Raw genomic sequence first — 26343 nt, 5'->3', positions numbered from 1 at the left:
GTGTATTTATGGTTCTATTCAGATTTTCGTATTTCAAATTATAAAATAACATGACACAAAGGCAGGAATTCCTGCCTTTGTTTTAATGACAATCTTGTATATCAAAGAATATATCTACCAAAATGGACATTTACAAGTTTGGAACAACTGGACTTAATCGTTGACATGAGATTTTTCATTCTATCTTAAACAATGTTGAACTTTTTGACGTAGAAGAGATTACTGCCACTCATCAACGTGTTAGAGTTCATGAATATTGTACTTCAAGTTGGGTAACCTTTTGGAAATGATACAGCTAGTAATATTTATTATTTGTATTGTGACTGGAAACGAGAGCATCCAAATGAAAATGTGAGGGAATTTGTAAATGATGAACTTGTAAGCTCTGGTTATACTGGTTTTGATATTTAAATGGATGGTAAGGAACCTGAAAAGCTAAAAAGAATAGTAAGTACAATGGTCAATCAATATATTGATCTAGCCTCCATAAATGACAAAATAATTGCCTTAGCATTTTCTCAGTTGTTTTTAGAAGGTAGTATAGATCCTGAGGTTAAAAAATGGGTAAAGCATAACTAAAAAAATGAAAATTATATTAACAACTTTATTTACTGCGTTGAGTATGTGTGTGTGCTCAAAACAAGATGAATGATCAACTAAGTAAATTATTTCTTGATTTAGATTTATTCTCAAAGCCTGAAACTATGGCTAGTAAATCTTATTTAAAATTCAATTATATAATCAGGCAAGGTATAAGTTGGACTGGAGGCAATACTTCTAGTTTTGTTGCTAATTTTGATAAGAATCCAGTAATTAAAACTAACTATTAATTATTCTATCCCTCCAAAAGAAGAAAAAGAATATTTTCTCTCATTTATTTATACTAATCATTAGTAACTAAGTAATATAAAAAATCCCTCACGATAAATTCATGAGAGATTTTAATTTGAGTCCACCATTGGAATTGTATTTTGATCCTGGTATTTTATTTTTAAGAAGTCGGAATCTTAACTCCGATTAAAACGACAGCTGCAAGGTCGTATTATAAAGCCGAAAAATTAAGTTCTATACGTTCAAATTTGCCTTCAGTATTTTGTTTTTCAAAATCGTATTGATAATCCGCAAAAAAACTGCTGTAACTTTGTTTTAGTAGTCTTAACCCTTCTTTCCATCTTGAGTCTTCAAAACGCCTACGGAATTTTTCCTTTCTGTTTTTTAATCTAAAAAAGTAAAATTAATCTATTAAAATTTTCTGAGAAACCAGTTCATTGTTAATTATACCTGTAACGATATAATTTCCTTTCTGTAATTCAGCAACATTTAAAGTTTCATTTTCTCTTACAGAAGCAGTTTTTACAACCTGTCCGAACATGTTATATACTTTTACATTTTTAACCTGAGCTCCGAAAGTAATTCCATCATCTTTAACCAAAGTATTTTTAACAAGTCTGTACTTAGATGCTGTAACTTCTCCGATAGCTAATGTTCCTGTTGTTAGCGAAAAATCATCAAAACTTACGCTCGAGTTACTATATGCACGAAGGTGTAACTGTAATCTTGTAGCATTAGCAGGAACAGTAAATGTAATTGTTTTTTGCTGCCATGCTGCGCTTTTAGGCAAATATAGATTATAAGTTCTTAATGGATCATCCGAAGCGTTTGTAAAAAGATTAATCGGATTATCTGCAGCATCTAAAAAGTTACTCCAGACCCTTCCTCCATTACCAGTCCCACTTATCTTAAACCAAAAGCTTAAGGTGTACTGCTGCCCAGCAGTAACGTTCACATTTTGATAAAATCCAGTTGTTACAGTTGCTGCGTAATTTGCTCCAAAAGCACCAGTATGAGCATCTGCTATAACATTAGGTGCAGTATACGAAGTACTCCAACCAGCAGCCCATGGTGCTAAGGTTCCAGTTTCAAAACCTGGATTTTGCACTAAATTTTGCGCTGTAGCAAAAACCAATGATGCAGTAACGCTTAAAATTGTAAAGACTTTTTTCATGATTATTGTTTTTTAACAATTAGTATGGCAAAATTACTTGTATTTTAAAACGATAAAACGGTAAATAGATTAAGTTTCCATTAATAATCCTGCACTAAAAAATTCACATTCAATCGATTATAACATCATAAATCTTGCTATATAATTCATGAAAAAACAGCCACTATAAAAGTGACTGTTTTAAATATCTATGAAAAGTAAAAATTAGTCTATTAGGACTTTTTGAGAGATCGGTTGCCCATTCACAATACCTGTAACGAAATAGTTTCCTTTTTGTAATTCTGAAACATTTAAAGTTGCATTTTCTTTTATGGAAGCTGTTTTCACAATCTGACCATATATATTATATACTTTCACATCTTTAACTGGAGTTCCGAAAGTAATTCCACCATCCTTAATGAATGTGTTTTTAATAAAATTATATTTCAAATTGTTAATATTAGAAACGGCTAAAGTATTTCCTGTTCCTGATATTGTTACATTATCCACTCTTATTGCTCCTGCTGTTGCATAATTCGAAGATGATCTAATCGGTGTGTATACATTGTTATTAGAAGGATTGAATACAGATACAATTCTAACCGCAAAATCGATATTATTGTTGGCAGTAGGAGGAATAGCATTGCTCATACTCGTCCAGTTAGAACCTGAAGTTGAACCAACCTCCGTTGCAATACCTACGTTATCCCAATCTGTACCATTGATGGTGTATTGCATTTGGAAATACTTAGAACTCGTATTAGAGCCCACTATGCTAAGTGACACAGAAATTCCAGTGTATCCTACTGTACTGGCAGCAAATTTAAATCCTGCTGTACCAGACCCGGAACCCTGAGCCGGAAAGCCTGAAACACTCCATGACTTACCCGAACCGGGATTCCCAGAAGGAAACGATGGTATGCCACTTGCCACTACTATGGTGGCAGCTCCAGAACCTGTTGTCGCAGCATTTGTACTTCCATCAAAATTCCATTGGGTAATTACGGTTTGTGAATACACACTTGTAATAGTTGCCAAAGCAACAAATAGAGAATAGATCTTTTTCATTTTTGTGTTCTTAATAATTTTCATATCAAACTTAAGGGTATTTTTTGATGAAAAACAATAATTAGAGCAATTTTCTGTTAATAAAGCTAAACCGTCCACCTTTAACATTTTTTAAGTATTTTTACCAATTATTTTGGAAAATTTGCGGAATTTTATTCTAGTATTCTTGTTTCTAATTATGGGCACATTGACAACAAATGCTCAAATTTTCTCATGGAAAAATCCCAATCTTCCAGAAGACACCATAAAAAAGGATAGTATTTTAGCTGCAAAGCTTGAACAGGATATTTTTGCCAAAGACACATTGGACTTTGTACGAACAAGAAACAGGATCATTGTTGATGAAGCGGTTCTTGCTAAAAATGATAAAAAGAGATTTCTAGGGGAATTAAATTCAAAAGGTTCTATTATTCGTGGGATTACTTTTGGTAATAATCAGGGGCAGTCGGTACAGAGTTCAATGGATCTTCAGATCTCAGGAAGGCTTTCTAAAGATGTAACCATATTAGCCAGTATCTCAGATCACAATCTTCCCATTCAGGCAGATGGATATACGCAGACCCTGGAGGAATTTGATAAAATCTATATGCAGCTTAATATAAAGGATAAATCAATTCTTAGAGCTGGTCATTTGGATTTGGTTGAAGCTAAAAACTATTTTTCAAAATATCAAAGGCGAAGCATGGGACTTCAGTTCCAAACCGAATTTGGACAAGATAACAAAACGTTTGTTGATGTTTCTATGGGAGTTGCACGAAGTGAGTTTCACAGAGTCCGTTTTCAGGGAGTTGAAGGTAACCAGGGGCCTTATCGTTTAACAGGTAAAAATGGAGAGCAATTTATTACTCTGATCTCCGGATCTGAACAGGTATTTATTGATGGTATTTTAATGAAACGTGGAGAGAACCAGGATTATACTATTAATTATAATACAGGAGAAGTTACTTTTACCAGTTTCAGACCTATTTTCCAACAGAATTTCATCACCATTTCTTATAACTATACCAACAGAAACTACTCCAGATATCTATTCACCGGTAAGGTTGAACATAGAAGAGAAAAGATGAAAGTAGGTTTAAGCTGGTTCATGGAAAATGATAATAAAAATGCTCCACTGGCATTAAATTTATCTAAAGAGGATGAACAGATTTTGGCCAATGCCGGGAATGATCCTAATTTGATGTACGCCCCGTCTGGAGTAATTACCGAATATGATGTTAATAAAATCCTATATCGTTTAGTTCAAAATTCCGGAGGAAGTAGTCATTATGAATTTTCCACGGCCCCCACTGAAACACTTTATCAGGTCTCTTTCACTTATTTCGGACCTAATCTTGGGGATTATAAATTATCCCAAACGACTAATAATGGTCGGGTTTTTGAATATGTGGGTCCTAATTCCGGAGATTACAGAGCTGTAAGAAAACTTCCTTCACCACAAAAATCGCAGGTGTTTTCAGCAAATTCTGAATTCTTATTGAAAGACGGTAAAATTGGCGCAGATATTGCCTTAAGCAACTACGACCTTAACTTGTTTTCCTCTAAAGACTCTGATCAGAATATAGGATATGCAGGTCGTATTTATGGTAATAAAACGTTCACAAAAGACAACTGGAAAGGAACACCGAGTTTCGAATATCAGCATATTGATAAACAATTTCATATTCTTGACAGAATTAATGATGTAGAATTTTCCAGAGATTTCAACCTAACTCAAGAATTCAGCCAGCGAACTCAGAATAGATTTATTTTTAGTTTCCTGAACAAATGGAATAATAAATCAACATTAAACTATCGTCTTAATTATTTAGATGAGCAGGATACTTATAAAGGCTTTAAAAATGATTTAGATTTCGGCTGGATCAAAGGGAAATTTTTCACCAAAGGAACTTTATCGTATCTGAATACGAATGCCATCCAACAGGATACAAAGTTTATCAGAGGGAGTGCTTCTACAGAATATACAGGTAAAAAAGGAAGTTGGGCTTTTGGAGGAAGCATGGAGCATAATGAAAAGAAATACAATGACACCCAATTAATGGATGTTACGAGTTTCAGCTGGAAAGAACTATTTGTTCAAAAGAAGATCGGTGACAGTACAAGAACGAAGTTGTTGGCTAAAGTATACATGAGAGATAATGACTCGGTTCGTGATAACAGGCTTCAAAATATGAACAATATTTTGGGGATCATGGCAGAAAGTCAGCTTATAAAAACAGAAAAGACTACTTTAAATGTTTTAATCCATTATAGAAAATTCTTCTATCAGAATCAGCAGGATATGGAGGTAAGCAGAAATAATGATTTTGTAGTTGGAAACATTCTTTACAACCAACAGCTCTTCAGAAATGGTATGCGCTTACAGGCTTTCTATGAGCTTGGAAATGGACAGGAGGCTCAAAGGGAATTCCAATATATTAAAGTGACAGACGGCCAGGGAATCTACAAATGGACCGATTATAATGGCGATGGTATTCAACAGCTTGATGAGTTCGAAATTGCAGAATATTCCGACTTAGCCAAATATATCAGGGTATATACCAACTCTGTACGATATATTCCTTCCAATAAGAATAAGATTCAGTTGGCTTTATTTGTCAATCCGGCCATCGTTTTTAATTCCGAAAACGCATTTTTAAAACGTTGGAATTTCAATATCTCACTAAATTCTCAAAACTCTTTCTATAAAAAAGACAAGGTCCTTGTTATAAATCCATTCGAAAAAAATAGCGATCAGATCTTAAAAAATCAAAATATCTTAGCCTCAGTACAGTTTAATCCTACTGAAAAATCAGGTTGGAATGGAAATTACAGATATATATCAAATGACAACCTCATCAATGCCAATTTCAGCAATGAAGAGCGGGAGCAGACTTCCCATTTCTTAAATTTAGGGTATTGGTTCAACAAAGAATTCAGAGTAGATTGGGAGAATTCTGTTCACGATATTAAAAATTCATCACAGTTATTTACAACGAGAGATTACAGATTAAATAATTTCGAAACCAAACCCAAAGCCACTTACAAATTTACAGACGCCATACAAGCTGAGCTTTCTTCTGCTTTCCGCCAAAAACAGAGAGTAGATGGTGAAGAATCGTTAAAAGCTTTTGATGTTACCGGAACTATACAATGGGATCGTAAAAAAACATCCATTAGAGGAAACTTCTCATTTATCAATAATAATTTCACCGGAAATAACTTCAGTATAGTAGGAAATCAAATGCTTGACGGGTTAAAACCTGGAAAAAACCAGGTGTGGAGTGTCTTTATTCAGCAAGCGATCAACTCGTTCTTACAGTTAAACCTAAACTATGAAGGTCGGAATTCAGGTGACCGAACCATACATATCGGAAGTATGCAGGTGAAAGCAAGCTTCTAATCAATAATTAAACAGTAATAATCTGTCATTTCTCTACTGATAATTTCCATAGATAATATCTGTCTCTATGAAAGTTTAGAATTTCGTAAATTTGCACCATGATAAAAATAGGCAATATAGAACTGCCGGAATTTCCGCTTTTACTGGCACCAATGGAAGATGTAAGTGACCCTCCATTCAGACGTTTGTGCAAAATGCATGGTGCAGATATGATGTACTCAGAATTCATTTCTTCTGAGGGCTTAATTCGTGATGCTATGAAAAGCAGAAAAAAGCTGGACATCTTCGATTATGAAAGACCTGTTGGAATTCAGATTTTTGGAGGTGATGAAGAAGCTATGGCGATGTCTGCAAGGATTGTGGAAACCGTAAACCCAGATTTAGTTGATATTAACTTTGGTTGCCCAGTAAAGAAAGTAGTCTGCAAAGGTGCTGGAGCTGGAGTGCTGAAAGACATTGACCTTATGGTACGTCTTACAAAAGCTGTTGTTAGTTCGACTCATCTACCTGTAACAGTAAAGACACGCTTAGGATGGGACAGTACATCTATCAATATTGATGAAGTGGCGGAACGTTTGCAGGAAACAGGGATTAAAGCCTTAACTATACATGCAAGAACCAGAGGTCAGATGTACAAAGGGGAAGCTGACTGGGAACATATTTCAAGAATTAAACAAAATCCCAATATAGAAATTCCGATTTTTGGAAATGGAGATATCGATTCTCCTGAAAAAGCATTAGAATATAAACAGAAATATGCCTGTGACGGAATTATGATAGGCCGTGCAGCCATTGGATACCCTTGGATCTTTAATGAAATAAAACACTTCTTTAAAACGGGCGAACATCTTCCGGAACCTACTATTTCAGACAGACTATTGGCCGTACGCCAACATGCAGAATGGAGTGCAGAATGGAAAGGTGAAAAACTGGGTTTAATAGAGATGAGACAACATTACAGTAATTATTTCCGTGGTGTCCCTCATTTTAAAGAATTCAGAAAAAAGTTTCTTGAGGTTTTTACATTAGCCGAAATGGATACCCTGATAAAAGAAACACAACATTTCTACGAAGAGTATCAGGAACAAGTATAAAAATAAAAAGCCATCAAAATATTGATGGCTTTTTTATGATTAATTAAATTTAATAATTTTAATAACCTTCTGAAGCAGATTCATTTCTAATTAAAGATAATGCCGAGGAAGTTCCAATTCTCTTTACCCCCATACTGATCATTTTCTCAGCATCTTCAGGAGTCCTTACACCACCTGCAGCTTTCACGGAAAGTTTTCCGGCATTATCCAGCATAATTTTAATGCCTTCAAATGTTGCTCCATTAGGTTTCCCATCAGTGGTTACATAAAATCCTGTTGAAGATTTCACAAAAATAGAATGTAAATCCTTTTCAAGAAAATTCTCCTCTGCCCATTCGGAAATATTTTTAGTAAGATCGGCAATTTGAGAATCATTTAAAGCTGCAATTTCAATGATCCATTTTACAGCCTTATGATTTTGTACACATAATGAGGTACATCTTACAAATTCATCTTTTACTAATTGAAGATTTCCTTCAAGGTAAGCCTTATAATTAATTACAAAATCCAATTCATCAGCTCCGTCTTCAATTGCCTTAGAAGCTTCTGTAATTTTGTCTTCAATAGAATAAGTTCCTTCATGAAAACCTATTACAGTACCTACTACAACATTTGAATTCCTTTCCTGAATATATTTTTTGATCTCTGATACATAATCCGGACGGATCATAACCGCAAAAATACCATTATCAATGGCTTCCTGTGTAAGATCTTTATCTTTCTGTAAAGTTTCATTTTCTGAAATCCCCGACTGTTGAGGAGTTTTCAAATATGTTGAGTCCAAATATCTGGCAATATCCATAGTTAATTATACTTTCAATTGTCTGCTTATACCTTGTTCCAAAGATATGAAAGTTTCTGTTCTTGTTACTCCTTTTAATTTTTGAAGTTTATTAAGAATCTGCATCAAATGATCATTGTCTTTGCAAAGAACCTTAAGGAAAATTGTATAGTTTCCTGTGGTATAATGAGCTTCTACCACTTCATTTACCTCTTTTAAAGATTTTACAACATCTGGATAATGACTTGGCTGATCCAAAAAGATACCGATATAAGAAATTACTTTATACCCGATTTTTTTAGGATTCAGAAAAGAAATTGAATTTTCAATAACCCCAGCATGTTCCAGTTTTTTAATTCTTTGGTGTACTGCAGTTGTTGAAATCCCTACATGTTTCGAGATGTGAGCCAAAGAAGTTTTAGCATTATCCATTAGCATGTAGATAATTTCTTTGTCAATTGAATCTAAATGATAGCTTGCATTTGTTGAATTTTTCATCTTGTAATTTTTTTTTATTTATGTTTTTTTTATTATTTAAATTTCACAAAAACCGGAAAATGATCACTGTAACCTCCTAAATATCTTGTACCAGCATATGTTCTGAAAGGTCTGCCTGCAAATTGCTTATTTCGGCTGCTAATCTTTTCAGACTTAAATATTCCGGCACTTTCAAATGACACACCTTCATTATTCTGATCATTAAAAAATGACTTTGACAATATAATCTGGTCAAACAATAGACCAGATTTATAATGAAAAGTAGAATAATTTCCAGTAAAAAACAGTTCACTAAAGGGGTTTTCTAACATTTTTTCATGATTATTATCATAAAGAATGTTAGTGAGGTTTTCATCATCTGGGTTTTCATTAAAATCTCCACACAAAATTATATGCTCACTACTACTGCTCACTATATTCAAAATTCTGCTACGAATTTCTTCCATTATAAAGTCTCTTTTTGGTTTATTAACGTCTTTCTCTCTCTTAGAGGGAAGGTGAGCGATAAAGACATTAATAATCTCTCCTTTATATTTTAATTTTGAATAAAGTACATCTCTAGTTGTGTCGTAATATTCAGTGTTTTTATTTGTAATTTCAAAAAAGAATGTAATAGTTTCTGAATCTATCACTTCTACTTTGCTTTTATCATATAACATGGCAACATCAACCTTTCTTTCATCCATAGAATTGTAATGTACAATTCCATATTGAGAATTAAAAGGATCCATCTCCACAAGCTCTTCTAAAACTTTCCTTCCGGAAACTTCAGATAAACCAATTATAAATGGCAATACACCATTTTCTTCTTTTATCAATTGAAAAACATGCGCAATTTTAAAAAGCTTATTGGAGTACTTTCTTTCATCCCAGTTCCTCAAACCTGATTTTGTCGGATCATATTTATGAACAGGTTTTACATCCGGCAAAAATAAATTTTCTACATTGTAAAAAGTGAAAAGCTCCATTAACGCATATTTCTATTTTTAAATAATCTTGATTTTGAGGTTGTTAATTTTTGGTAGGTCAAATTACAAAATATTGTTTTTGATTTTGTACTAAAAAAAAAATTTTAAGGACATTTTAATAAATACAATCTGTGAAAACCCTTAACAAATTCGATCTTAAATCGTAAGAAACAAAATCAAAATAGCAAAATAATAATAATTTATTAAAAACGACTATAAATCCATAATAGTTTTTACTTTATTATTTTGCTTTCTATTACAATTATTATTCCATTTTATACAAATTTTGCAAAAAAAGAAAAAAACAATTTAGTAAACAAAGAAATCTCTCAACAAATTACATTAGATCAGGTCGTTTCTCTTTAGTTATTCTTACAGCTTCATCATGACGCCATTCTTCGATTTGTTTAAAATTTCCACTCAGTAAAATTTTAGGAACCTCCAGGCCTTTATAATTTTCAGGTCTCGTATAAATCGGTGGCGAAAGAAGATCATCCTGGAAGCTATCTGTAAGAGCGCTTTGCTCGTCATTTAAAACACCTGGAATTAATCTTATGATGGAATCTGCTAAAACACATGCCGCGAGCTCTCCACCTGTAAGAACATAATCTCCAATCGAAATTTCCTTAGTAACATGCAGATCTCTCACTCTTTGATCAATCCCTTTATAATGTCCACATATAAAAATTAAATTACATTTTATGGAAAGAGAATTAGCTATTTTCTGATTCAATGTAACTCCATCGGGTGTAAGGTAAATAACCTCATCATATAACCTTTGGGATTTAAGGTTAGAAATACATTTATCCAAGGGTTCAACCATCATCACCATTCCTGCTCCACCACCATAGGGCTCATCATCTATCTGTCTGTGCTTATTTATTGCCCACTCTCTCAAGTGGTGAAAATGTACTTCTGCTAATCCTTTATCCATTGCCCTTTTCAAAATAGAAGTTTTGAATGGACTTTCCATCAGTTCCGGAAGTACGCTTATAATATCAATTCTCATTGTAATGTTCCATTTTTCTTAGTAGGCGAAATAATTAATCGTAATGATGAGTCTTTATTGAAATAGCTCCACATCCAATTGAAAAATACGGCAAGCTTATTTCTAACACTTAAAATCAGCATCAAATGTAAAAACATCCAGAAATACCATGCTAAAAAGCCCTGAAACTTTATAAATGGCAAATCTACAACTGCTCTGTGCTTTCCAATAGTTGCTAAAGATCCTTTATCATGATATTCAAATTCTGTCCACTCATTATTATTCTTTAAAAGATTCTTACCTAAATTTTTCGCCTGATTGATTGCTACATTTGCCACCTGAGGGTGGCCTTGTGGATATTTTGGAGTTTCCATATAGGCAATATCTCCAATGGCAAAAATATTATCGTAACCTTTTATTTTATTATATCGATCTACTATATATCTGTTTCTAATTAATTTTTCTTCAGGAAATCCTTCTACTGTATTTCCGGTTACTCCAGCTGCCCAGATCACGTTATTGGACGGAATTTCTTTGCCGCTTTTCATGATCACTTTATCACCATCATAATCTGTAACTATTTCTCCACTTAAGAACGTTACACCAAGGTCTTTAAGATATTTTTCAGACTTCTCCTGCGCTTCGCTACTCATTACAGCAAGGGGCTTCTCTGTAGAACTCACTAAAATAATTTTAAGATTATCAAAACTCATGTAAGGATAATCTCTAGGAAGGATATCTTTTTTCATTTCTGCAAAAGCTCCTGCCAGCTCTACTCCGGTTGGACCGCTACCTACAATTACAATATTCCAGTTTCCATCATCACTTCGGCTCTTTTCCAGAATGAGTTTCTCAAAGGTCATCAAAACATGATTTCTGATTCCTATTGCTTCCTGGGTATTTTTCATTCCGAAAGCTCTGCCTTCAAGATCCTTATTTCCAAAAAAATTCGTCTTACAACCGGTGGCAATAATTAACTTATCATAACGAAATTCAGCCTCATCTGTGATCACCTTATTTTGTGAAGGATCGATCTCTTTTACCTCTGTTAAACGAAATTGAGTATTTCTGGATTGTTGAAAAATTTTCCTGAACGGAAAAGAAATATTGGAAGGTTCTATCCTCCCACACGCTACTTGATAGAATAAAGGCTGAAACATATGATGGTTTACCCTATCCAGAACAATTACTTTTTTATTTTTATTGTTCAACGTTTTCGCAAGCTGCAATCCCGCAAAACCTCCTCCGATAATGATGATTTTTTCGCGTGTTTCCATAATATACAAATTTACTGATTTTATTTAGCATTTTACTTGTTAAAAAGTTAGTTTTGCAAAACTTTATGACGAGAAAAAAGTATACCAAAAAAACTGCCAAAAACGTTCATAAGAAAAGACGGAAGAATTATTTTTTTCGTCGCAAGGTGGTGTTGGCTATCCTGATCATAGCTCTTATTGGGACAGGGTTTTATCTAAAGCAATCCATCAGCTATTATTACGCCTTATACTTTAATAAATTCACTCATAAAAAGCTTCACAACAGCGAAAAAGAAACTTTAAGAATTCAAAAAATCCTTTCTGATAATCTCGATAAAACCTATGGTTTTGATGTCTCTCATTATCAAAACAGAGAAGACATTAAATGGGACAGCTTAAGCATTGGAAACAAAACGATTCCTTTAGAATTTGTTGTTATGAGAGCGACAATGGGAAATAAAAATGCGGATAAACATTTTGATGAATTCTGGACGCAAGCTAAAAAGCATGAGCTTATTCGGGGAGCTTATCATTTCTACAGAGCCGACGAAGACCCAATTATTCAGGCCAATAATTTTTTAGCCAATGTAAAATTGGAAAGTGGAGATCTGCCTCCAATTTTAGACATTGAAAAAATCCCCAAACGTAAAACTAATAAAAAGCTGATCGAGGATTTAAAAGTCTGGTGTAAAATCATTGAAGAAACCTACGGTAAAAAACCCATTATCTATACGTATTATCATTACTATAAAGATTTTCTAAAAGGTGAGTTTGATGGCTACCCACTTTGGTTAGCTAATTATAATGAGGTCCCTATCCCTTCTCCTGATGATGAATGGGATTTCTGGCAATTCACAGAAAGCGGGATTGTTCATGGCATCAATACCAAAGTAGATCTGGATATATACAATGGCAGCTCCTGGTCTTTGAAAAGACTGACTTTAGATTAGTTATTTCCCTAAGAATTCTAAAAGATCCGCATTAAGTTGATCCGCATTTTCGAATGGGATAAAGTGAGTCGCCTTTGCATAAATCTTAAGCTTAGCATTGGGAATTTGTTTAGCAATAAATTCTGTATGCACTTTTTTTATCACATCATTTTCTCCTGCTATCACCAATACCGGACTTTGAATTTTTTGTAAAGAACCTTTACTGATTTTGGGTTCTTTAATCATGATTTTCAAAATTCTGGTCTGATTAAATTTTTCAGGTTTATTTTCAAGCTCTAAAACCTGAAGCTCCGTTTTCATATGATTCAAAAGACGCTCATCTACTCCATCAGGTTGAACATTAGCCCCTATTGTTACCAGCTTACTTACATTTTCCGGATATTTTAAAACAAATTCAAGTCCTGTATTTCCACCATCACTCCAACCTACAATATTGATCTTTTTAAACCCTAATTCATCGGTCAATACTTTAAGATCATCTGCAAAAATGGAATAAGTTAAATTATTTTTAGAAGTATCTGTACTTCTCCCCTGTCCCCTTGTGTCTAAAGCAATCACTTTATATTTTTTGGATAATACGGGAATTTGTTGATAGAAATCTTTAATACTTCCGCTATTTCCATGGAGCAATACTATGGGTTCTCCTTCCCCATAAACTTCATAATATAAATCGGCATTCTTCACTTTCAGAAATTTCCCCACAGAGGAGTTTTTCCCATATATAGAGTTTTCAGATGCTTTTTGGTACTGACTGAGGTCAGGAATCAGATCTTCAAGACTTCCATCCGGATTTTCGGATTCATCCTTTATGTTATTTCCACTCTTATCTACTTTAACATCAATATTAATGGCAGGTGCGGCTAATGTTACTTTTTGCCAGTCTCCATAAAATTCTCTTAAAAATCCAGTTCTGAAAAGGGCTGCACTGATATTTATTTTACCATTGAATTTCTTCAAAAACTGAATCCCAATAAAGAATTTCCCCTGGACCCAGATATTATAGTCATTTACATTTAATGTAAATGCCCCTGATTTTATCATGTCTTCAGTAAGCTCAACTGTAATCTCTTCATTTAATATATTCTTATCAGGAAAGCCATTTTTCTCACTGTAAATAGTATAACGCATCAATACAGGCTGATCAGAAACATAACTTGCTATATTCAGATTAATATTTTTGATCTTCGATCTTTTATTTGCATTAAACTCCAATGCCGTTTCTCCAAGAAAGTTCTTTTGATTAAATTCCGGATTTACTGAATACATAATACTTTTCGTTTTTGTATTCACCCCCCAATTTTTATCGACTAATTTTTTAGGCGTTAGTTTCACCTCTTGAATATTCTTAACTTTTTCCTTTAAAAGTATTTTTTGAGAATTATACTTTACAAAGCTTTGAATCGTTTCGGTATAACTTTCATATCCAGCTACTTCAATCCTGATATCCCCACCCATATTAGCCTTAGAAAGATCAATTGAGAAATTTCCCTTTTCATCAGAGATAACCCCTACATTTTCTTTTTCCACACCTATTTTCACATAAGGAATTGGAAGATTCTCTTCTTTAGAAAATACGGTTCCGGAAATCAACTGGGCATTAAGATAGAATGCAAAAAACAAAAGGAATAAAGAATTGATTTTTTTCATGATAAAAGTTTGACACAAAAATCTACTTTTATCTGATTAAAAAATCACAACACGTTATTAAAATTTATCACTTTTTAGTTAAATTATTCCAAACAACTTCTCACCTAAAAACTAAATTTTTGAAGGTCTAAGGATATTATTACCTTTACCATATTGATTCCAGTAGATGAAACAGACGATTCCTACCTTTAGCTTAAATTCTATTTCCAAACATGGTTTCATTGTGGAAAAAATTACAGATCGCATTAGCAGCCCCGATGACAACCTTATGGATAAAGGAATTCACAGGGACAGTCATTATATCTTTATGTTCCTGCAAACCGGATATGCAAAAATGATGGTAGACTTTAAAGTTATAGAGGCTGAAAATGCTAACATCTACTGTCTCTTGCCAGGGCAGGTACATCAGGGTCTTCTGATGGACAAAGTTTGCGGATGGTTTGTTGCAGTAAATGTAGATCTGGTTCCTGATTTTATCCGTTCTGTTTTTGAAGAATCTATAATGGATTTCAACCCTTTACCATTGAACAGTATATGCGCTGGAAAGTTTCATGATTTTGCTCAATTACTTTACAATTCGTACACAGAAGAAATGCTGTCTACCAAGGAAGGCTTTTTTATTACTAAGTCTTTACTTAATGCTTACACAGGAATGTTTGCCTCTTTTTTTTTAAATGAAAATAAGCCTGAAAGATTAAAAGAAAGTCGTGCCTGGCAACTTACCCGACAATTTAGAATTTTGGTACGAAAAGAATTTATCACCCTAAAAAGTCCATCTTTATATGCAGAACTTTTAAACATTTCACCAGGTTATCTAAATGAAGCCGTAAGCAAGACAACAGGAAAATCAACGTTATATTGGATTCAGCAGGAAATTTTAGTAGAAGCAAAGCGCTTACTATTTTTCACCAATTGCACCGTTAAAGAAATTGCCTATCAGTTGGGATACAATGATCACACCTACTTTTCCCGTTTATTTTCTAAATTGGAAGGAATTACACCATTGTCTTTTAGAGGAAAGAGCAGAAAACAAATTCCCTCACCGTGAATAGTCCAATCAATTCCATGAAATGACTATTGGTATTTTTTCAGTTTGCAGCTTCCTTTGCAATAAAATATTATTATGTCAAGTTTACCAAAATGGATCAATGATGCCGTCGAGAATCTATTGCCGTCCAAATTTAAAGATTGTACCATTACAGAAACAAACTATATCACAAATTATCTTAAACGGATAACTTTCCTGACTGATCTTTCCGATATATATTTTGAGCCTGCCTATGCTGTAGGATTTAGAATTAATGACCGGGATTTCCGTAATTATTCACCCTTTCATTTTAACAAAGAAAAAGGAAGCTTTGATGTTCTTTTCCATATTCATGATACAGATGCTGTAGGTTGTAATTTCATCAATCGTTTGTCTGTAGGTGAATCTCTTAAAATGATCATCCCCAGAGGAAAAAGATTTTTCGATCCCGACGCAAAGATCCACTTCTCAATAGGTGATGAAACTTCTTTAGGAAGTTCAATTTCAATTCAGAAAGCCGCTGAAGAATCCAATGCTTCATTTGTATGCCTCCATGAGGTGGAAGACCCTTTCGTTCTGGAAAATCTTGGTCTTTACGGTTATTACACTTCCAAAAATAATTGGATGTCTATTTTAAATCAAATCAATGAATTTTTAAGAGAGGAAAAGAAAGCTGTAGAAAATGACGAAGTTACATTTTACCTTACCGGTAATGGTAAAACAATGTCTTTTTTACGAAGATACCTCAAAGAAAAAGGAGTGCGTTCTGCAAATGTCAGATCACAAGCGTATTGGATAGAAGGAAAAAAAGGGTTGTAAATATCACTGTACTGCAGCATTAAATAGACGTTAAGGATCAAAAATATCGTTAAAAATATTTTATCCTGTAAAACCTTCAATATTTCGTATTTTCGCGCTACGAAATCTTTATAGAATGAATTACGTTGCGGCTGAGAACCTTACTAAATCGTATGGGGTAAAAGTTTTATTTAAAAATATTTCTTTCAATATCAATGAAGGGGACAAAATAGCTATTGTTGCTAAAAACGGAAGTGGAAAGTCCACTCTGTTGAAAATATTGATGGGAAAGGAAATTACTGACAGTGGGAATGTAATCATCAATAAAGATATACAGGTTGTTTTATTTGATCAGGAGATTGACTATGATCCCAATCTTACGATCGATGAATTTATGATGACTCTTGATTCTGCACCTATTGCAGCTCTTAAAAATTATCATAAATCCCTACATTCAACAGATCTTGATTTTATTGAAAAGGCATTGGCTGATATGGAAGTTCATAAAGCCTGGGATCTTGAGAATGAAATGAAACAGATCCTTTCGCAGCTTAAAATTACAGATCTGGAAGCTAAGATGGGAACACTTTCGGGTGGACAGATCAAACGTGTTGCTTTGGCAAAATTACTAACAGAAACCAGAGCGGAGCATCGTCATACTCTTTTAATAATGGATGAGCCAACCAACCATCTGGATGTGGAAATGGTAGAATGGCTTGAAAATTATTTAAATAAAGCTAAAATTACTCTACTACTGGTCACCCACGACCGTTACTTTTTGGATGGTGTATGTAATATTATCTGGGAAATGGAAGACAATAATCTTTATTTCCATAATGGTTCTTATGCTACTTATCTTGAGAATAAAATGATAAGAGAAGACAATCTCAATTCTACCATTGATAAGGCAAATAACCTTTACAGAAAGGAATTGGAATGGATGCGAAGACAGCCTAAAGCGAGAACCACAAAATCAAAAAGTAGAATTGACGCTTTTTATGAAACTGAAAAAGTAGCTAAAACAGACACTTCAAAACAGGGTCTTGAACTTGATTTTGAAATGAAACGTCTTGGTAATAAAATCCTGGAACTTAAAAATATTGACAAGAGTTTTGGTGATAAATTATTATTAAAAGATTTCAGCTATTCATTCCAACGTGGAGAGAAAGTAGGAATTGTAGGTAAGAATGGTGCGGGAAAATCTACTCTTTTAAATATTATTCAAGGATTTGAAAAGGCCGATAGCGGAGAAATTGAAACAGGAGAAACCATTTCTTTCGGTTATTTTTCACAAAAGGGGCTAACTTATAAAGAGGATGAAAGGGTCATTGATTTTATTAAAGAAATTGCAGAATTCTATCCGTTAGCGAATGGAAAAAGCCTTTCAGCATCTCAGTTTTTAAGACTCTTTTTATTCGATGATCAAACACAATACTCTCCTATTTCAAAACTTTCCGGAGGTGAAAAAAGAAGACTGCATTTGATGTATATTCTTTATCAGAATCCAAACTTCCTGATTTTTGATGAGCCTACCAATGATCTCGATCTTCCTACATTAACGGTTCTTGAGAACTTTTTACAGCAGTTTCAAGGCTCATTAATTATTGTTTCTCACGATAGATATTTTATGGATCGAATTGTTGATCATATTTTAGCTTTTGAGGGTGAAGGAAAAATAAAAGATTTTATTGGAACTTTCTCAGAATACAGAGAAGCAAAAAGCCGTGAGGATGCTTTAGAAAAAAATGCACCTCAAAAAACGGAAGTTAAAGAAACAGCACCAGTTCCTGTTATAGCTCCACCAACAAATTCCAAAAAGCGAAAACTTTCTTTTAAAGAACAAAGAGAGCTGGAAACTATTGAAAAGGAAATGCCTCAATTGGAAGAACAGCGTGAGAAGATCCTTGAGCAACTTAACAATGAGAAAGATTATGAAAAGATTTCAAAACTTTCTGCGGAATTGGAAACCATCTCAGGAAAGCTGGAAGACCATGAAATGAAATGGCTGGAGTTTCAGGAAATCCTGGGTGAAGCTTAAGATGATCAATTAAAATATAAAAAAATTCGGCTTCACATTAAGTGAAGCCGAATTTTTTATGTCAGGTTAAGAACTTTTTCTTCGTTCGAGCTTTTTATAGAAGCATCAATAAGTTTCATATTCTGAATGACTTGTTTTCCCGGGGAAGGCAAGTCATATCCAAAAACAATATGTTCATAAATCTCCTGGTAATAGTTCATATAGTTTCCAGGTTCACTGGTTGTTAGAATTCTTTCTGTTTCAGAGTGGTCACTGATATAATTTAAAATCCCATCAAAATCTTTCAAAGGAAGCATCCAGCTTTCACCATACGTTGGTAAAGTTCCTGCTACCAGTTCTGCCTCCTGATTGTCTGTCCTTTCCTGTAAAAAGCTCCCTTTACTACCATGAACCATATAAGCATAATGTGCCTCTTTGCTAAAAACAGATGATTTTAATCTGATCCTCATGTTATTTTTATAATATAATAGGATCTCAAAATAATCATTCGCATATTCTGCCCCTTTCATTGAAAAAACATCGGCGAAAAGCTTTTCTGGAAATCCAAAAAGCTGAACCGCCTGATCCACTAAATGAGCCCCTAAATCGTGAAGCGATCCTGAACCTGTTTCTTGTGGGTTTTCCTTATGCTGCTTTCCACTCGGTTCAGTGCGAAATCTATCGAATCGTATTTCAACCTCTTTGATGTCTCCAAGATTTTTGCTATTAATAATTTTTTTTACCTGAAGAAAATCACGATCGAATCTTCTGTTTTGGTAGACGCTCAAAAACAAACCTTTTTCTTCAGCCAGTTTCACCAATTGCTCAGCTTCTGAAACATCTACTGTAAAGGGTTTTTCTACAATAACATTCTTACCCGCTTCAAGAGCCATTTTTACATATTCAAAATGTGTCTGAACAGGAGTGTTAACTACTACTACTTCCACATCTGAGTTATTCAACATCTCTTCTACTGAACGATAAATCGTAGCATCAGGATATTTTTCTTTTGATTCTTCTTTACTTCTTTCTACTACAGCAGACATGAAAAAACCAGGATGTTCTTTCAAAAAAGGTGCATGGAAAACCTTTCCGCTCATTCCAAAGGCACAAAGACCCACTTTTACCAATTGCATACTTTATTTTTTAACAAAGATATTGAGAAAAATTTTCTCTGTGACTACTATAATTGATATAGTAATAATTCATCATTTATTAAAACATGATAAATATCACTGCAATCATTTTTATTGATTCTAAATAATGATATGCTAAATACTTACTTTTGCGCGTTATTTAAACCCACTCTAAATAAAACAAAATGAAAAGACAAATTACTACTTTAGGTTTTATGATAATATCCCTTTCGCTAAGTGCACAAATGGGACATAAATCTGAAACCGACACTATCAGAATTCAAACTATTGAAGACGTAAATCTCCATAAAACAGGTAATCCAAATAAAGCTAAATCATTATCTACAAAGTCAAACCTTACGGTAATGGAGAACCCGCAGCCCATTGCCATAGTTACTCATGAAGTAATTGAACAACAGCAGGCCAAGCAATTAAGTGATGTCTTACAAAACATAAATGGAGTATACCTTACTTCTGCAAGAGGAGGCTCTCAAGATAGTTTTGGTGCTCGTGGTTTTACTTTTGGGAATGATAATATTTTCAAAAATGGAGCAAGAGTTAACAGTGGAGTATTTCCTGAAGTAAGTGGTTTAGAAAGAGTGGAAGTATTAAAAGGAGCAAATGCTATGCTTTATGGAAACACAGCAGCAGGAGGAATCATTAATATGATTACCAAGAAACCAAAGTTCAATTTTGGAGGAAGTGTTGGTTTAAATGCAGGAAGCTGGAATTCATATAAACCTACAGTGGATATTTATGGTCCATTATCAAAAAATATAGCTTTCAGAATAAATGGGGCATATGAATATGCAGAAAGCTTCAGGGATGTTGTTCAGTCAACAAAATATTATTTCAATCCTTCATTCTTATTTAACTTAGGAGCAAATTCTCAGTTAATTGTTGAAGCTGATTATCTTAAAAACGACTTAACTCCGGATTTTGGAATTGGATCAATTACCAAACAGGATGGGCTTACCTATGAATTGAATAGTTTACTTCCTCGAAATGCTTTCTTAGGAACAGACTGGCAATATCAAAACGTGCAACAGGCTTCCACAAATATAACTTTTAATCATCAGTTTACTGAAAAATGGTCTTTAAATGCAATTGCCTCTTATCAAAGCTATACTAAAGATTATTATTCAACTGAAAGGGTTCAATGGACCTATGATGCGGACAATCGTTTGAAATGGGATCGTCCATTAAACAAAACTTTTAATGAACAAAACTACACTTCATTACAAGTTAATGTGAATGGTGAATTTAATACAGGAAAAATTAATCATAAGATATTAGTTGGTGCCGATGGAGATTATGGTGTAATAAATAATTACACTTACACCAATCCTACAAAATATGGAACCAATGGAAATACTTTAAATGGTATTATTTATATGGATGATCCAAGTACTTGGGCAAGCGGGTCAATACCTGATGCTTCATTAAAGGATAGAACAAAAATCCCAACTCAAAGATTTGGCATCTACTTACAGGATTATATTAGCTTAACAAAGCAGTTTAAGGTTATAGCAGGATTAAGATGGTCATATTTAGAAACAGTATCTAATTCTTTTAGGGATTTTGTCAAGAATACTGAATCCGATAAAATTAACACAGCTACAGCAGATAACGCATTCTCTCCGAAGGTAGGGCTTGTTTATATGCCTAATGACAACCTATCTGTTTTCGCAACCTATACCAATTCTTTTGCACAGAATACAGGGCAGGACATTTATCAGCAAACTCTAAAGCCCACAACCATTGATCAATATGAAATGGGTATTAAAAAGAATTTTTGGAACAATGCGCTTGCGGTTAATTTAACTGCTTATCAAATTGTATATAACAATTATTATCAGACTGCACCTTTTTTAGCAAATGGAAATGCAAACTCTGATTCATTCTATAAAGAATTTGCAGGTAAAATGAGAAGTCGTGGTGTAGAACTGGACATTACAGGAAATCCAATTGATGGTCTTTCAATCATTGGAGGCTTCTCTTATAATAATTCTGTTTATTTAGATACTCCTGAAATATCCGGTTATATAGAAAAACAAAGATTAGTAAGGACTCCGGCAACTACAGCTAATGGTTCAGTATTCTATACCCTACAAAATTTTGCAAAAGGACTAAAAGTAGGATTAAGTGCATACTATATAGGAGATAGGCTGGCAGGATGGAATGACACTAAAACTGGAGCAAATAGTCTGCAAGCCCGAAAAGGAATTAGTAGAGTATTTGAATTAAAAGATTACACCACTGTTGCATTATCTCTAGGCTATGCATGGGATAAATTCAGTATCCAAGGAAAAGTAGGTAATCTATTTGATGTTGTTAACTACAACGTTCATGAAAACTACTCTGTAAATCCAATAACTCCAAGAAACTATTACTTTACATTGACTTACAAACTTTAAAAATAATAACATAAATTATTTTTTCATTTAAAGTGGAAGTTGCATTTTTGCAGCTTTCACTTTTTTAAATAACAAACAATAGATATGGATAAAATAAAGGATACAAGAAGTTTTATGAGGATTACCCATCGATATTTGGGTTATTTTCTGGCAGGAATTATGGCCGTTTACGGAGTAAGTGGTGTTCTCCTCGTTTACAGGGATACGGACCTCTTAAAAAAAGAAAAAAATTACAGTACAATTGTCGGTAAAGATCTTTCTGAAAAAGCATTAGGTAAAGAGCTAAAGATTAAAAATTTTGAAATAGAAAGTAAGGTTGGCAATATCGCATACTTTAAACAGGGAGCTTACAATATGACAACCGGTGAAGCAAAATATGTAAAAAAAGAGTTGCCTTTTGTACTTGATAAGATGACAAAACTTCACAAAGCACAGTCTAAAGATACCCTATCACCACTCAATACTTTTTTCGGAGTCGCTTTATTTTTCTTTGTTATTTCCAGCTTCTGGATGTTCAATCCAAAAACAAAAGCCTTCAAACGGGGAATGATTTTTACTGTTGCGGGACTTATCATTTCTATTATATTGGTCTTTATTTAGAAATTATAAAATACTTAATGAAACGCCCTTTAAAATTGGATTTTCATTTTTCTTAATTTAACATTAATTTGGTAAAATTAGCTAAAAATGAGTACTATGGCACATTTATTGATTTTCACCATCTATAGAATAATAAACATTAATTATTAAAAATTATAAATTATGAAAAAACTAATCTTAACAGGAATACTAGCAGTGGCTGGTTTAGCTACAACAATGAATGCTCAGATTCAAAAAGGTAACTGGATGGTTGGTAGTAGTATTGTAGCTAGTAATTTTGGTCTTAATACAGGTGGCGGATACAACATTTCTTTACAACCGAAAGCAGCTTATTTTATTGAAGATAATATCGCTGTCGGTGGTTATGTTGATTTAGGTTTTAATAAAGTTACAAAGGGAACACCTACAAATTTTGTATATAAAGTTGGTGCTTTAGGACGTTATTATGTATCGCCAGGAGAACAAGGTATAAATAATCTTTTACACCACGGACGTTGGTTCTTTGAAGGTAATGTTGGTATCGGAGGAACATCTACTGAAGGTAGTAATTCTACAACAGGTTTAGATTTTGGTGCTGGTCCTGGATATTCTTATTTCATTACACCTAACATCGGTGTTGAAGGTCTGGTTAAATACAATGGTGTTGCAGGATTTGGTAATGAAGGTTTAACATCTACATTAACTTTCAATATTGGATTTAGTATTTATTTACCTACATCTAAAGGAAAAGAAATTATGAACGACGTAAAAAATTAATCTGTAAAAAGATTAGCTTTTACAAAACATAAAAGTGCCTCGAAGAATTTCGAGGCACTTTTCGTACAAATTAAAACTAAACTATAAAAAATCAAATAAATCACGTATTGGGTTGAGGTGTATATCTTAAATATGGCTTTATTTCTGTAACTCCTTTAGGGAATATTTTACGAGCATCTTCTGTTGATATGGATGGTGGTATAATAACATCTTCTCCATTTTTCCAGTTTACAGGGGTAGCTACTTTATGAGAATCTGTTAACTGAAGAGAATCGAGAACTCGGATAATTTCATTAAAATTCCGTCCAGTGGATGCCGGATAAGTAATAATTAAACGGACTTTTTTTGCCGGATCAATAATCAATAAAGAACGAACTGTAGCAGTCGCTGAAGCATTTGGATGGATAAAATCATACAACTCTGAAATTTTCCTGTCTTTATCTGCGATAATCGGGAACTGAACTTCTGTATTCTGTGTCTCATTAATATCTTTGATCCAACTTTGATGATCTTCCACTCCATCTACGCTCAGCGCAATTACTTTTGTATCTCTTGCTTCAAATTCTGACTTCAGTTTAGAAGTAAAACCGAGCTCGGTAGTGCAAACAGGAGTATAATCTGCAGGGTGTGAGAATAGAATACCCCAGGAATCTCCCAGATAATTATAAAAATCAAGATCACCGGCAGTTGTTTCTGCCTGAAAGTTTGGCGCGGAATCTCCTAGTTTAATTGACATAATATTCTCTTTTTATAGTCTACAAATTTAGTAGACTTTTTCAAACTGGCAAATTTTTTGATGAAAAATTATATATTAGATTAAAAAAAAATTAATACATGGAGAAAATTGGTTTAAGTTATGTTGATGTGGTCTATAAAGTCTTGCAAAGCTGGTATCTGAAATTTGCAGAACTTACCCCTAAATTGATTGTTGGAGTACTGGTTTTTTCTTTTTTCTTATTTACAAGTAAATATCTGAGTAAGATTGCGGTTAAGGTCTTCCATAAATTATTTCCCAAAAGCCAAAAAGAAAGTTCTCTGGTTACTTTACTAGCTGTTTTTCGATTCATCATTATGATGATGGGAAGTTTTATAGCTTTAGAAATAATGGGATTCAGTGGCTTTCTCTGGAAATTCATCGGAAGTTTAGGAGTTGCCGGGGTGATTGCCGGGGTTGCATTAAAAGATCTTGTATCCAGTATATTTTCTGGGATGCTGATAGGAATTGATAAAGCTTTTAAGGTGGGTGATTATGTATCTATCGGAACCAACTCCGGGACTGTACAGGAGATTGGATTTCTTACTACAAAAATAATTACGGATGACGGAAAAAAAGTATATATTCCTAATCAGGTCATTTTCAATTCTCCGTTTTCAAATATTACCGCTTCACCACAGAGAAGAATCATATTGAATTTTGAAATTCCTGCAGATGAAGATATCAACAAAGCTCAAAAAGGAATCTTAGAAGTCATAAAAGGCTTAGAATATGTCGATAAACTGGATACCGCTGAAGTTGTATTTACAGATCTTAAACAGGGAGTATTTAATCTTCAGGCTAAATTCTGGATGACTGTAGGTGCTAATATCACCCGTGTTAAGAGTGATGCTTATTTACAGATCAAACAACGCCTCGATTCCGATAATATCTTACTTGTTACCCCAACAAGTATCAGTATTACAAGTGGAGACAGTAATCTGGCAGGAAATCAATAGAAAAATAAAAAAAACCGTTTCAGTTTTGAAACGGTTTTTTTATTTATTTAAAAATTTCAGGCTTATGCTAAAACTTCTTTTACTTTGTTTGCAGCTTCTTCTAAAGTAATTGCAGAGTGTACTGGAAGACCAGACTCATCAATTAATTTTTTAGCTTCTACAGCGTTAGTCCCTTGTAATCTTACGATCAACGGAACAGGTAAGCTTCCCATAGCTTTGTAAGCATCTACAACACCCTGGGCAACTCTGTCACATCTTACAATACCTCCGAAGATGTTGATCAAGATTGCTTTTACATTTGGATCTCTCAAGATAATTCCGAAAGCAGTTTGTACTCTCTGAGCATCAGCAGTACCACCAACGTCAAGGAAGTTTGCAGGGCTACCACCAGATAATTTGATGATATCCATTGTTGCCATTGCAAGACCAGCTCCATTTACCATACAAGCAACGTTACCATCTAGTTTTACGAAGTTAAGACCAGCTTCACCAGCTTCAACATCCATAGGATCTTCTTCTCTTGTATCTCTTAAAGCTTCAAGATCTTTGTGACGGAACAATGAGTTACCATCCAAAGTTACTTTAGCATCTACAGCGATAATTTTGTTATCAGAAGTTTTCAATACAGGGTTGATCTCAAAAAGAGAAGCATCAATTCCTACGTAAGCGTTATATAAAGAAGTAATGAACTTTGTAAATTCTTTGAAAGCATTTCCTTCAAGACCTAGGTTGAAAGCAATTTTTCTAGCCTGGAAACCTTGAAGACCTAAAGCAGGATCAATAAGTTCGTTGTGGATCAAATGAGGGGTTACTTCTGCAACGTGCTCAATATCCATCCCACCTTCAGTAGAATATACAATTGTATTTTTACCTTCAGCTCTATCTAAAAGAATAGAAACGTAAAATTCTTTAGTTTCAGATTCTCCAGGATAATAAACGTCTTCTGCAACCAAAACAGAGTTTACTTTTTTACCTTCAGCAGAAGTTTGTGGAGTTACCAACTGCATTCCGATGATGTTCTGTGCATTTTCTTTAAGTTTATCCATATTTGGAGAGAACTTTACACCACCACCTTTACCACGACCACCTGCGTGAATTTGCGCTTTTACAACCCAAGCTTGTGCTCCGGTTTCAGCAGTCAATTTTTCAGCAGCTGCAACAGCTTCGTCTACATTATTAGCTACGAAACCACGTTGTATTGCTACTCCGTACTTTGATAAAATCTCTTTTGATTGATACTCGTGAAGATTCATATTATTTTTA

Annotated in this window: 22 protein-coding genes; 11 read left to right on the top strand and 11 right to left on the bottom strand. The window is 33.8% G+C overall.

Translation table 11 applies throughout. From position 1 onward, the window contains the following. Positions 1-411 precede the first annotated feature (411 nt). Positions 412-579 (top strand): hypothetical protein, encoded by a 168-nt coding sequence (locus tag NG806_RS19125; protein ID WP_261511048.1) that lies wholly within the window; start codon positions 412-414, stop codon positions 577-579. Between the two features lie 655 nt (positions 580-1234). Here the strand turns inward: NG806_RS19125 and NG806_RS19120 are convergent. Together NG806_RS19120 and NG806_RS19115 are read right to left on the bottom strand one after the other, a co-directional pair. Beyond that, on the bottom strand, positions 1235-2005 hold the full coding sequence (locus tag NG806_RS19120) for a T9SS type A sorting domain-containing protein (RefSeq protein ID WP_261511047.1): 771 nt from the start codon (positions 2003-2005) through the stop codon (positions 1235-1237). 204 nt (positions 2006-2209) lie between these two features. Continuing rightward, positions 2210-3052, bottom strand: a complete 843-nt coding sequence (locus NG806_RS19115; protein ID WP_261511046.1) for a T9SS type A sorting domain-containing protein — start codon at positions 3050-3052, stop codon at positions 2210-2212. Between the two features lie 178 nt (positions 3053-3230). On the opposite strand from NG806_RS19115, the gene NG806_RS19110 reads away from it, so the two are divergent. Further along, the gene (locus NG806_RS19110) at positions 3231-6434 is read left to right on the top strand and encodes a hypothetical protein (RefSeq protein WP_214833102.1); all 3204 of its coding nucleotides are present in this window, start codon (positions 3231-3233) and stop codon (positions 6432-6434) included. 98 nt (positions 6435-6532) lie between these two features. Next, positions 6533-7528: a tRNA dihydrouridine synthase DusB gene (dusB, locus tag NG806_RS19105; protein ID WP_214833104.1), complete on the top strand. Its 996-nt coding sequence runs from the start codon at positions 6533-6535 to the stop codon at positions 7526-7528. 58 nt (positions 7529-7586) lie between these two features. Here dusB and deoC read toward each other — a convergent pair whose 3' ends face one another. From deoC to NG806_RS19080, 5 genes are all read right to left on the bottom strand, one after another. Further along, entirely contained in the window at positions 7587-8330 is a 744-nt protein-coding gene (gene deoC / locus NG806_RS19100) for a deoxyribose-phosphate aldolase (protein ID WP_214833106.1), read from the bottom strand. Positions 8331-8336: 6 nt separating this feature from the next. After that, positions 8337-8807 (bottom strand): Lrp/AsnC ligand binding domain-containing protein, encoded by a 471-nt coding sequence (locus tag NG806_RS19095; RefSeq protein ID WP_214833108.1) that lies wholly within the window; start codon positions 8805-8807, stop codon positions 8337-8339. Between the two features lie 32 nt (positions 8808-8839). Then, positions 8840-9775 carry an endonuclease/exonuclease/phosphatase family protein gene (locus tag NG806_RS19090; RefSeq protein ID WP_261511045.1) on the bottom strand — a complete coding sequence of 312 codons (936 nt, stop codon included), beginning with the start codon at positions 9773-9775 and terminating at the stop codon, positions 8840-8842. 337 nt (positions 9776-10112) lie between these two features. Then, positions 10113-10784: a tRNA (guanosine(37)-N1)-methyltransferase TrmD gene (gene trmD, locus NG806_RS19085; protein ID WP_261511044.1), complete on the bottom strand. Its 672-nt coding sequence runs from the start codon at positions 10782-10784 to the stop codon at positions 10113-10115. Further along, on the bottom strand, positions 10781-12040 hold the full coding sequence (locus tag NG806_RS19080; RefSeq protein ID WP_214833114.1) for an NAD(P)/FAD-dependent oxidoreductase: 1260 nt from the start codon (positions 12038-12040) through the stop codon (positions 10781-10783). The genes trmD and NG806_RS19080 overlap by 4 nt, the downstream gene beginning before the upstream one ends. A gap of 65 nt (positions 12041-12105) precedes the next feature. Between NG806_RS19080 and NG806_RS19075 the strand changes: the two genes are divergently transcribed. Further along, entirely contained in the window at positions 12106-12969 is an 864-nt protein-coding gene (locus NG806_RS19075; protein WP_214833116.1) for a glycoside hydrolase family 25 protein, read from the top strand. Here NG806_RS19075 and NG806_RS19070 read toward each other — a convergent pair whose 3' ends face one another. Next, a complete protein-coding gene (locus NG806_RS19070; protein ID WP_261511043.1) occupies positions 12970-14616 on the bottom strand; it encodes an alpha/beta fold hydrolase in 1647 nt (548 codons plus the stop codon). It lies immediately after the preceding gene. A gap of 166 nt (positions 14617-14782) precedes the next feature. On the opposite strand from NG806_RS19070, the gene NG806_RS19065 reads away from it, so the two are divergent. The 3 genes from NG806_RS19065 (at position 14783) to NG806_RS19055 (ending at position 18479) form a co-directional block, all read left to right on the top strand. Further along, the gene (locus tag NG806_RS19065) at positions 14783-15664 is read left to right on the top strand and encodes a helix-turn-helix domain-containing protein (RefSeq protein WP_261511042.1); all 882 of its coding nucleotides are present in this window, start codon (positions 14783-14785) and stop codon (positions 15662-15664) included. 75 nt (positions 15665-15739) lie between these two features. Beyond that, positions 15740-16462 (top strand): ferredoxin reductase domain-containing protein, encoded by a 723-nt coding sequence (locus NG806_RS19060; RefSeq protein WP_261511041.1) that lies wholly within the window; start codon positions 15740-15742, stop codon positions 16460-16462. Between the two features lie 115 nt (positions 16463-16577). Next, positions 16578-18479 (top strand): ABC-F family ATP-binding cassette domain-containing protein, encoded by a 1902-nt coding sequence (locus NG806_RS19055; protein ID WP_214833124.1) that lies wholly within the window; start codon positions 16578-16580, stop codon positions 18477-18479. 56 nt (positions 18480-18535) lie between these two features. On the opposite strand, the gene NG806_RS19050 is transcribed toward NG806_RS19055, so the two are convergent. After that, a complete protein-coding gene (locus tag NG806_RS19050; RefSeq protein WP_214833126.1) occupies positions 18536-19594 on the bottom strand; it encodes a Gfo/Idh/MocA family oxidoreductase in 1059 nt (352 codons plus the stop codon). 185 nt (positions 19595-19779) lie between these two features. Here NG806_RS19050 and NG806_RS19045 point away from each other — a divergent pair, with 185 nt between their 5' ends. From NG806_RS19045 to NG806_RS19035, 3 genes are all read left to right on the top strand, one after another. Further along, the gene (locus tag NG806_RS19045) at positions 19780-22011 is read left to right on the top strand and encodes a TonB-dependent siderophore receptor (RefSeq protein ID WP_214833127.1); all 2232 of its coding nucleotides are present in this window, start codon (positions 19780-19782) and stop codon (positions 22009-22011) included. Between the two features lie 84 nt (positions 22012-22095). After that, positions 22096-22611 carry a hypothetical protein gene (locus NG806_RS19040; RefSeq protein WP_261511040.1) on the top strand — a complete coding sequence of 172 codons (516 nt, stop codon included), beginning with the start codon at positions 22096-22098 and terminating at the stop codon, positions 22609-22611. A gap of 162 nt (positions 22612-22773) precedes the next feature. Continuing rightward, positions 22774-23367 carry a hypothetical protein gene (locus NG806_RS19035; protein ID WP_214833129.1) on the top strand — a complete coding sequence of 198 codons (594 nt, stop codon included), beginning with the start codon at positions 22774-22776 and terminating at the stop codon, positions 23365-23367. A 100-nt stretch (positions 23368-23467) separates the two neighbouring features. On the opposite strand, the gene NG806_RS19030 is transcribed toward NG806_RS19035, so the two are convergent. Further along, the gene (locus NG806_RS19030; protein WP_214833130.1) at positions 23468-24103 is read right to left on the bottom strand and encodes a peroxiredoxin; all 636 of its coding nucleotides are present in this window, start codon (positions 24101-24103) and stop codon (positions 23468-23470) included. 98 nt (positions 24104-24201) lie between these two features. Here NG806_RS19030 and NG806_RS19025 point away from each other — a divergent pair, with 98 nt between their 5' ends. Continuing rightward, positions 24202-25080, top strand: a complete 879-nt coding sequence (locus NG806_RS19025; RefSeq protein ID WP_214833131.1) for a mechanosensitive ion channel family protein — start codon at positions 24202-24204, stop codon at positions 25078-25080. 62 nt (positions 25081-25142) lie between these two features. Here NG806_RS19025 and sucC read toward each other — a convergent pair whose 3' ends face one another. Next, a complete protein-coding gene (gene sucC / locus NG806_RS19020) occupies positions 25143-26333 on the bottom strand; it encodes an ADP-forming succinate--CoA ligase subunit beta (protein ID WP_214833132.1) in 1191 nt (396 codons plus the stop codon). Positions 26334-26343: the final 10 nt, after the last annotated feature.

Source organism: Chryseobacterium paludis, assembly GCF_025403485.1.
In the GTDB taxonomy this organism is placed as follows: Bacteria; Bacteroidota; Bacteroidia; order Flavobacteriales; family Weeksellaceae; genus Chryseobacterium; species Chryseobacterium paludis.
This window is presented reverse-complemented; position numbering and strand designations above follow the sequence as displayed.

Bases quoted from the DNA above. Each gene is read 5' to 3' on its own strand.
- NG806_RS19060 (WP_261511041.1), top strand. From the start codon at position 15,740: ATGTCAAGTTTACCAAAATGGATCAATGATGCCGTCGAGAATCTATTG.
- NG806_RS19080 (WP_214833114.1), bottom strand. From the start codon at position 12,040: ATGGAAACACGCGAAAAAATCATCATTATCGGAGGAGGTTTTGCGGGA.
- NG806_RS19045 (WP_214833127.1), top strand. From the start codon at position 19,780: ATGAAAAGACAAATTACTACTTTAGGTTTTATGATAATATCCCTTTCG.
- NG806_RS19065 (WP_261511042.1), top strand. From the start codon at position 14,783: ATGAAACAGACGATTCCTACCTTTAGCTTAAATTCTATTTCCAAACAT.
- NG806_RS19055 (WP_214833124.1), top strand. From the start codon at position 16,578: ATGAATTACGTTGCGGCTGAGAACCTTACTAAATCGTATGGGGTAAAA.
- NG806_RS19125 (WP_261511048.1), top strand. From the start codon at position 412: ATGGATGGTAAGGAACCTGAAAAGCTAAAAAGAATAGTAAGTACAATG.
- NG806_RS19030 (WP_214833130.1), bottom strand. From the start codon at position 24,103: ATGTCAATTAAACTAGGAGATTCCGCGCCAAACTTTCAGGCAGAAACA.
- dusB (WP_214833104.1), top strand. From the start codon at position 6,533: ATGATAAAAATAGGCAATATAGAACTGCCGGAATTTCCGCTTTTACTG.
- deoC (WP_214833106.1), bottom strand. From the start codon at position 8,330: ATGGATATTGCCAGATATTTGGACTCAACATATTTGAAAACTCCTCAA.
- NG806_RS19075 (WP_214833116.1), top strand. From the start codon at position 12,106: ATGACGAGAAAAAAGTATACCAAAAAAACTGCCAAAAACGTTCATAAG.
- trmD (WP_261511044.1), bottom strand. From the start codon at position 10,784: ATGAGAATTGATATTATAAGCGTACTTCCGGAACTGATGGAAAGTCCA.
- NG806_RS19025 (WP_214833131.1), top strand. From the start codon at position 24,202: ATGGAGAAAATTGGTTTAAGTTATGTTGATGTGGTCTATAAAGTCTTG.
- sucC (WP_214833132.1), bottom strand. From the start codon at position 26,333: ATGAATCTTCACGAGTATCAATCAAAAGAGATTTTATCAAAGTACGGA.
- NG806_RS19095 (WP_214833108.1), bottom strand. From the start codon at position 8,807: ATGAAAAATTCAACAAATGCAAGCTATCATTTAGATTCAATTGACAAA.
- NG806_RS19120 (WP_261511047.1), bottom strand. From the start codon at position 2,005: ATGAAAAAAGTCTTTACAATTTTAAGCGTTACTGCATCATTGGTTTTT.
- NG806_RS19090 (WP_261511045.1), bottom strand. From the start codon at position 9,775: ATGGAGCTTTTCACTTTTTACAATGTAGAAAATTTATTTTTGCCGGAT.
- NG806_RS19040 (WP_261511040.1), top strand. From the start codon at position 22,096: ATGGATAAAATAAAGGATACAAGAAGTTTTATGAGGATTACCCATCGA.
- NG806_RS19070 (WP_261511043.1), bottom strand. From the start codon at position 14,616: ATGAAAAAAATCAATTCTTTATTCCTTTTGTTTTTTGCATTCTATCTT.
- NG806_RS19110 (WP_214833102.1), top strand. From the start codon at position 3,231: ATGGGCACATTGACAACAAATGCTCAAATTTTCTCATGGAAAAATCCC.
- NG806_RS19050 (WP_214833126.1), bottom strand. From the start codon at position 19,594: ATGCAATTGGTAAAAGTGGGTCTTTGTGCCTTTGGAATGAGCGGAAAG.
- NG806_RS19035 (WP_214833129.1), top strand. From the start codon at position 22,774: ATGAAAAAACTAATCTTAACAGGAATACTAGCAGTGGCTGGTTTAGCT.
- NG806_RS19115 (WP_261511046.1), bottom strand. From the start codon at position 3,052: ATGAAAAAGATCTATTCTCTATTTGTTGCTTTGGCAACTATTACAAGT.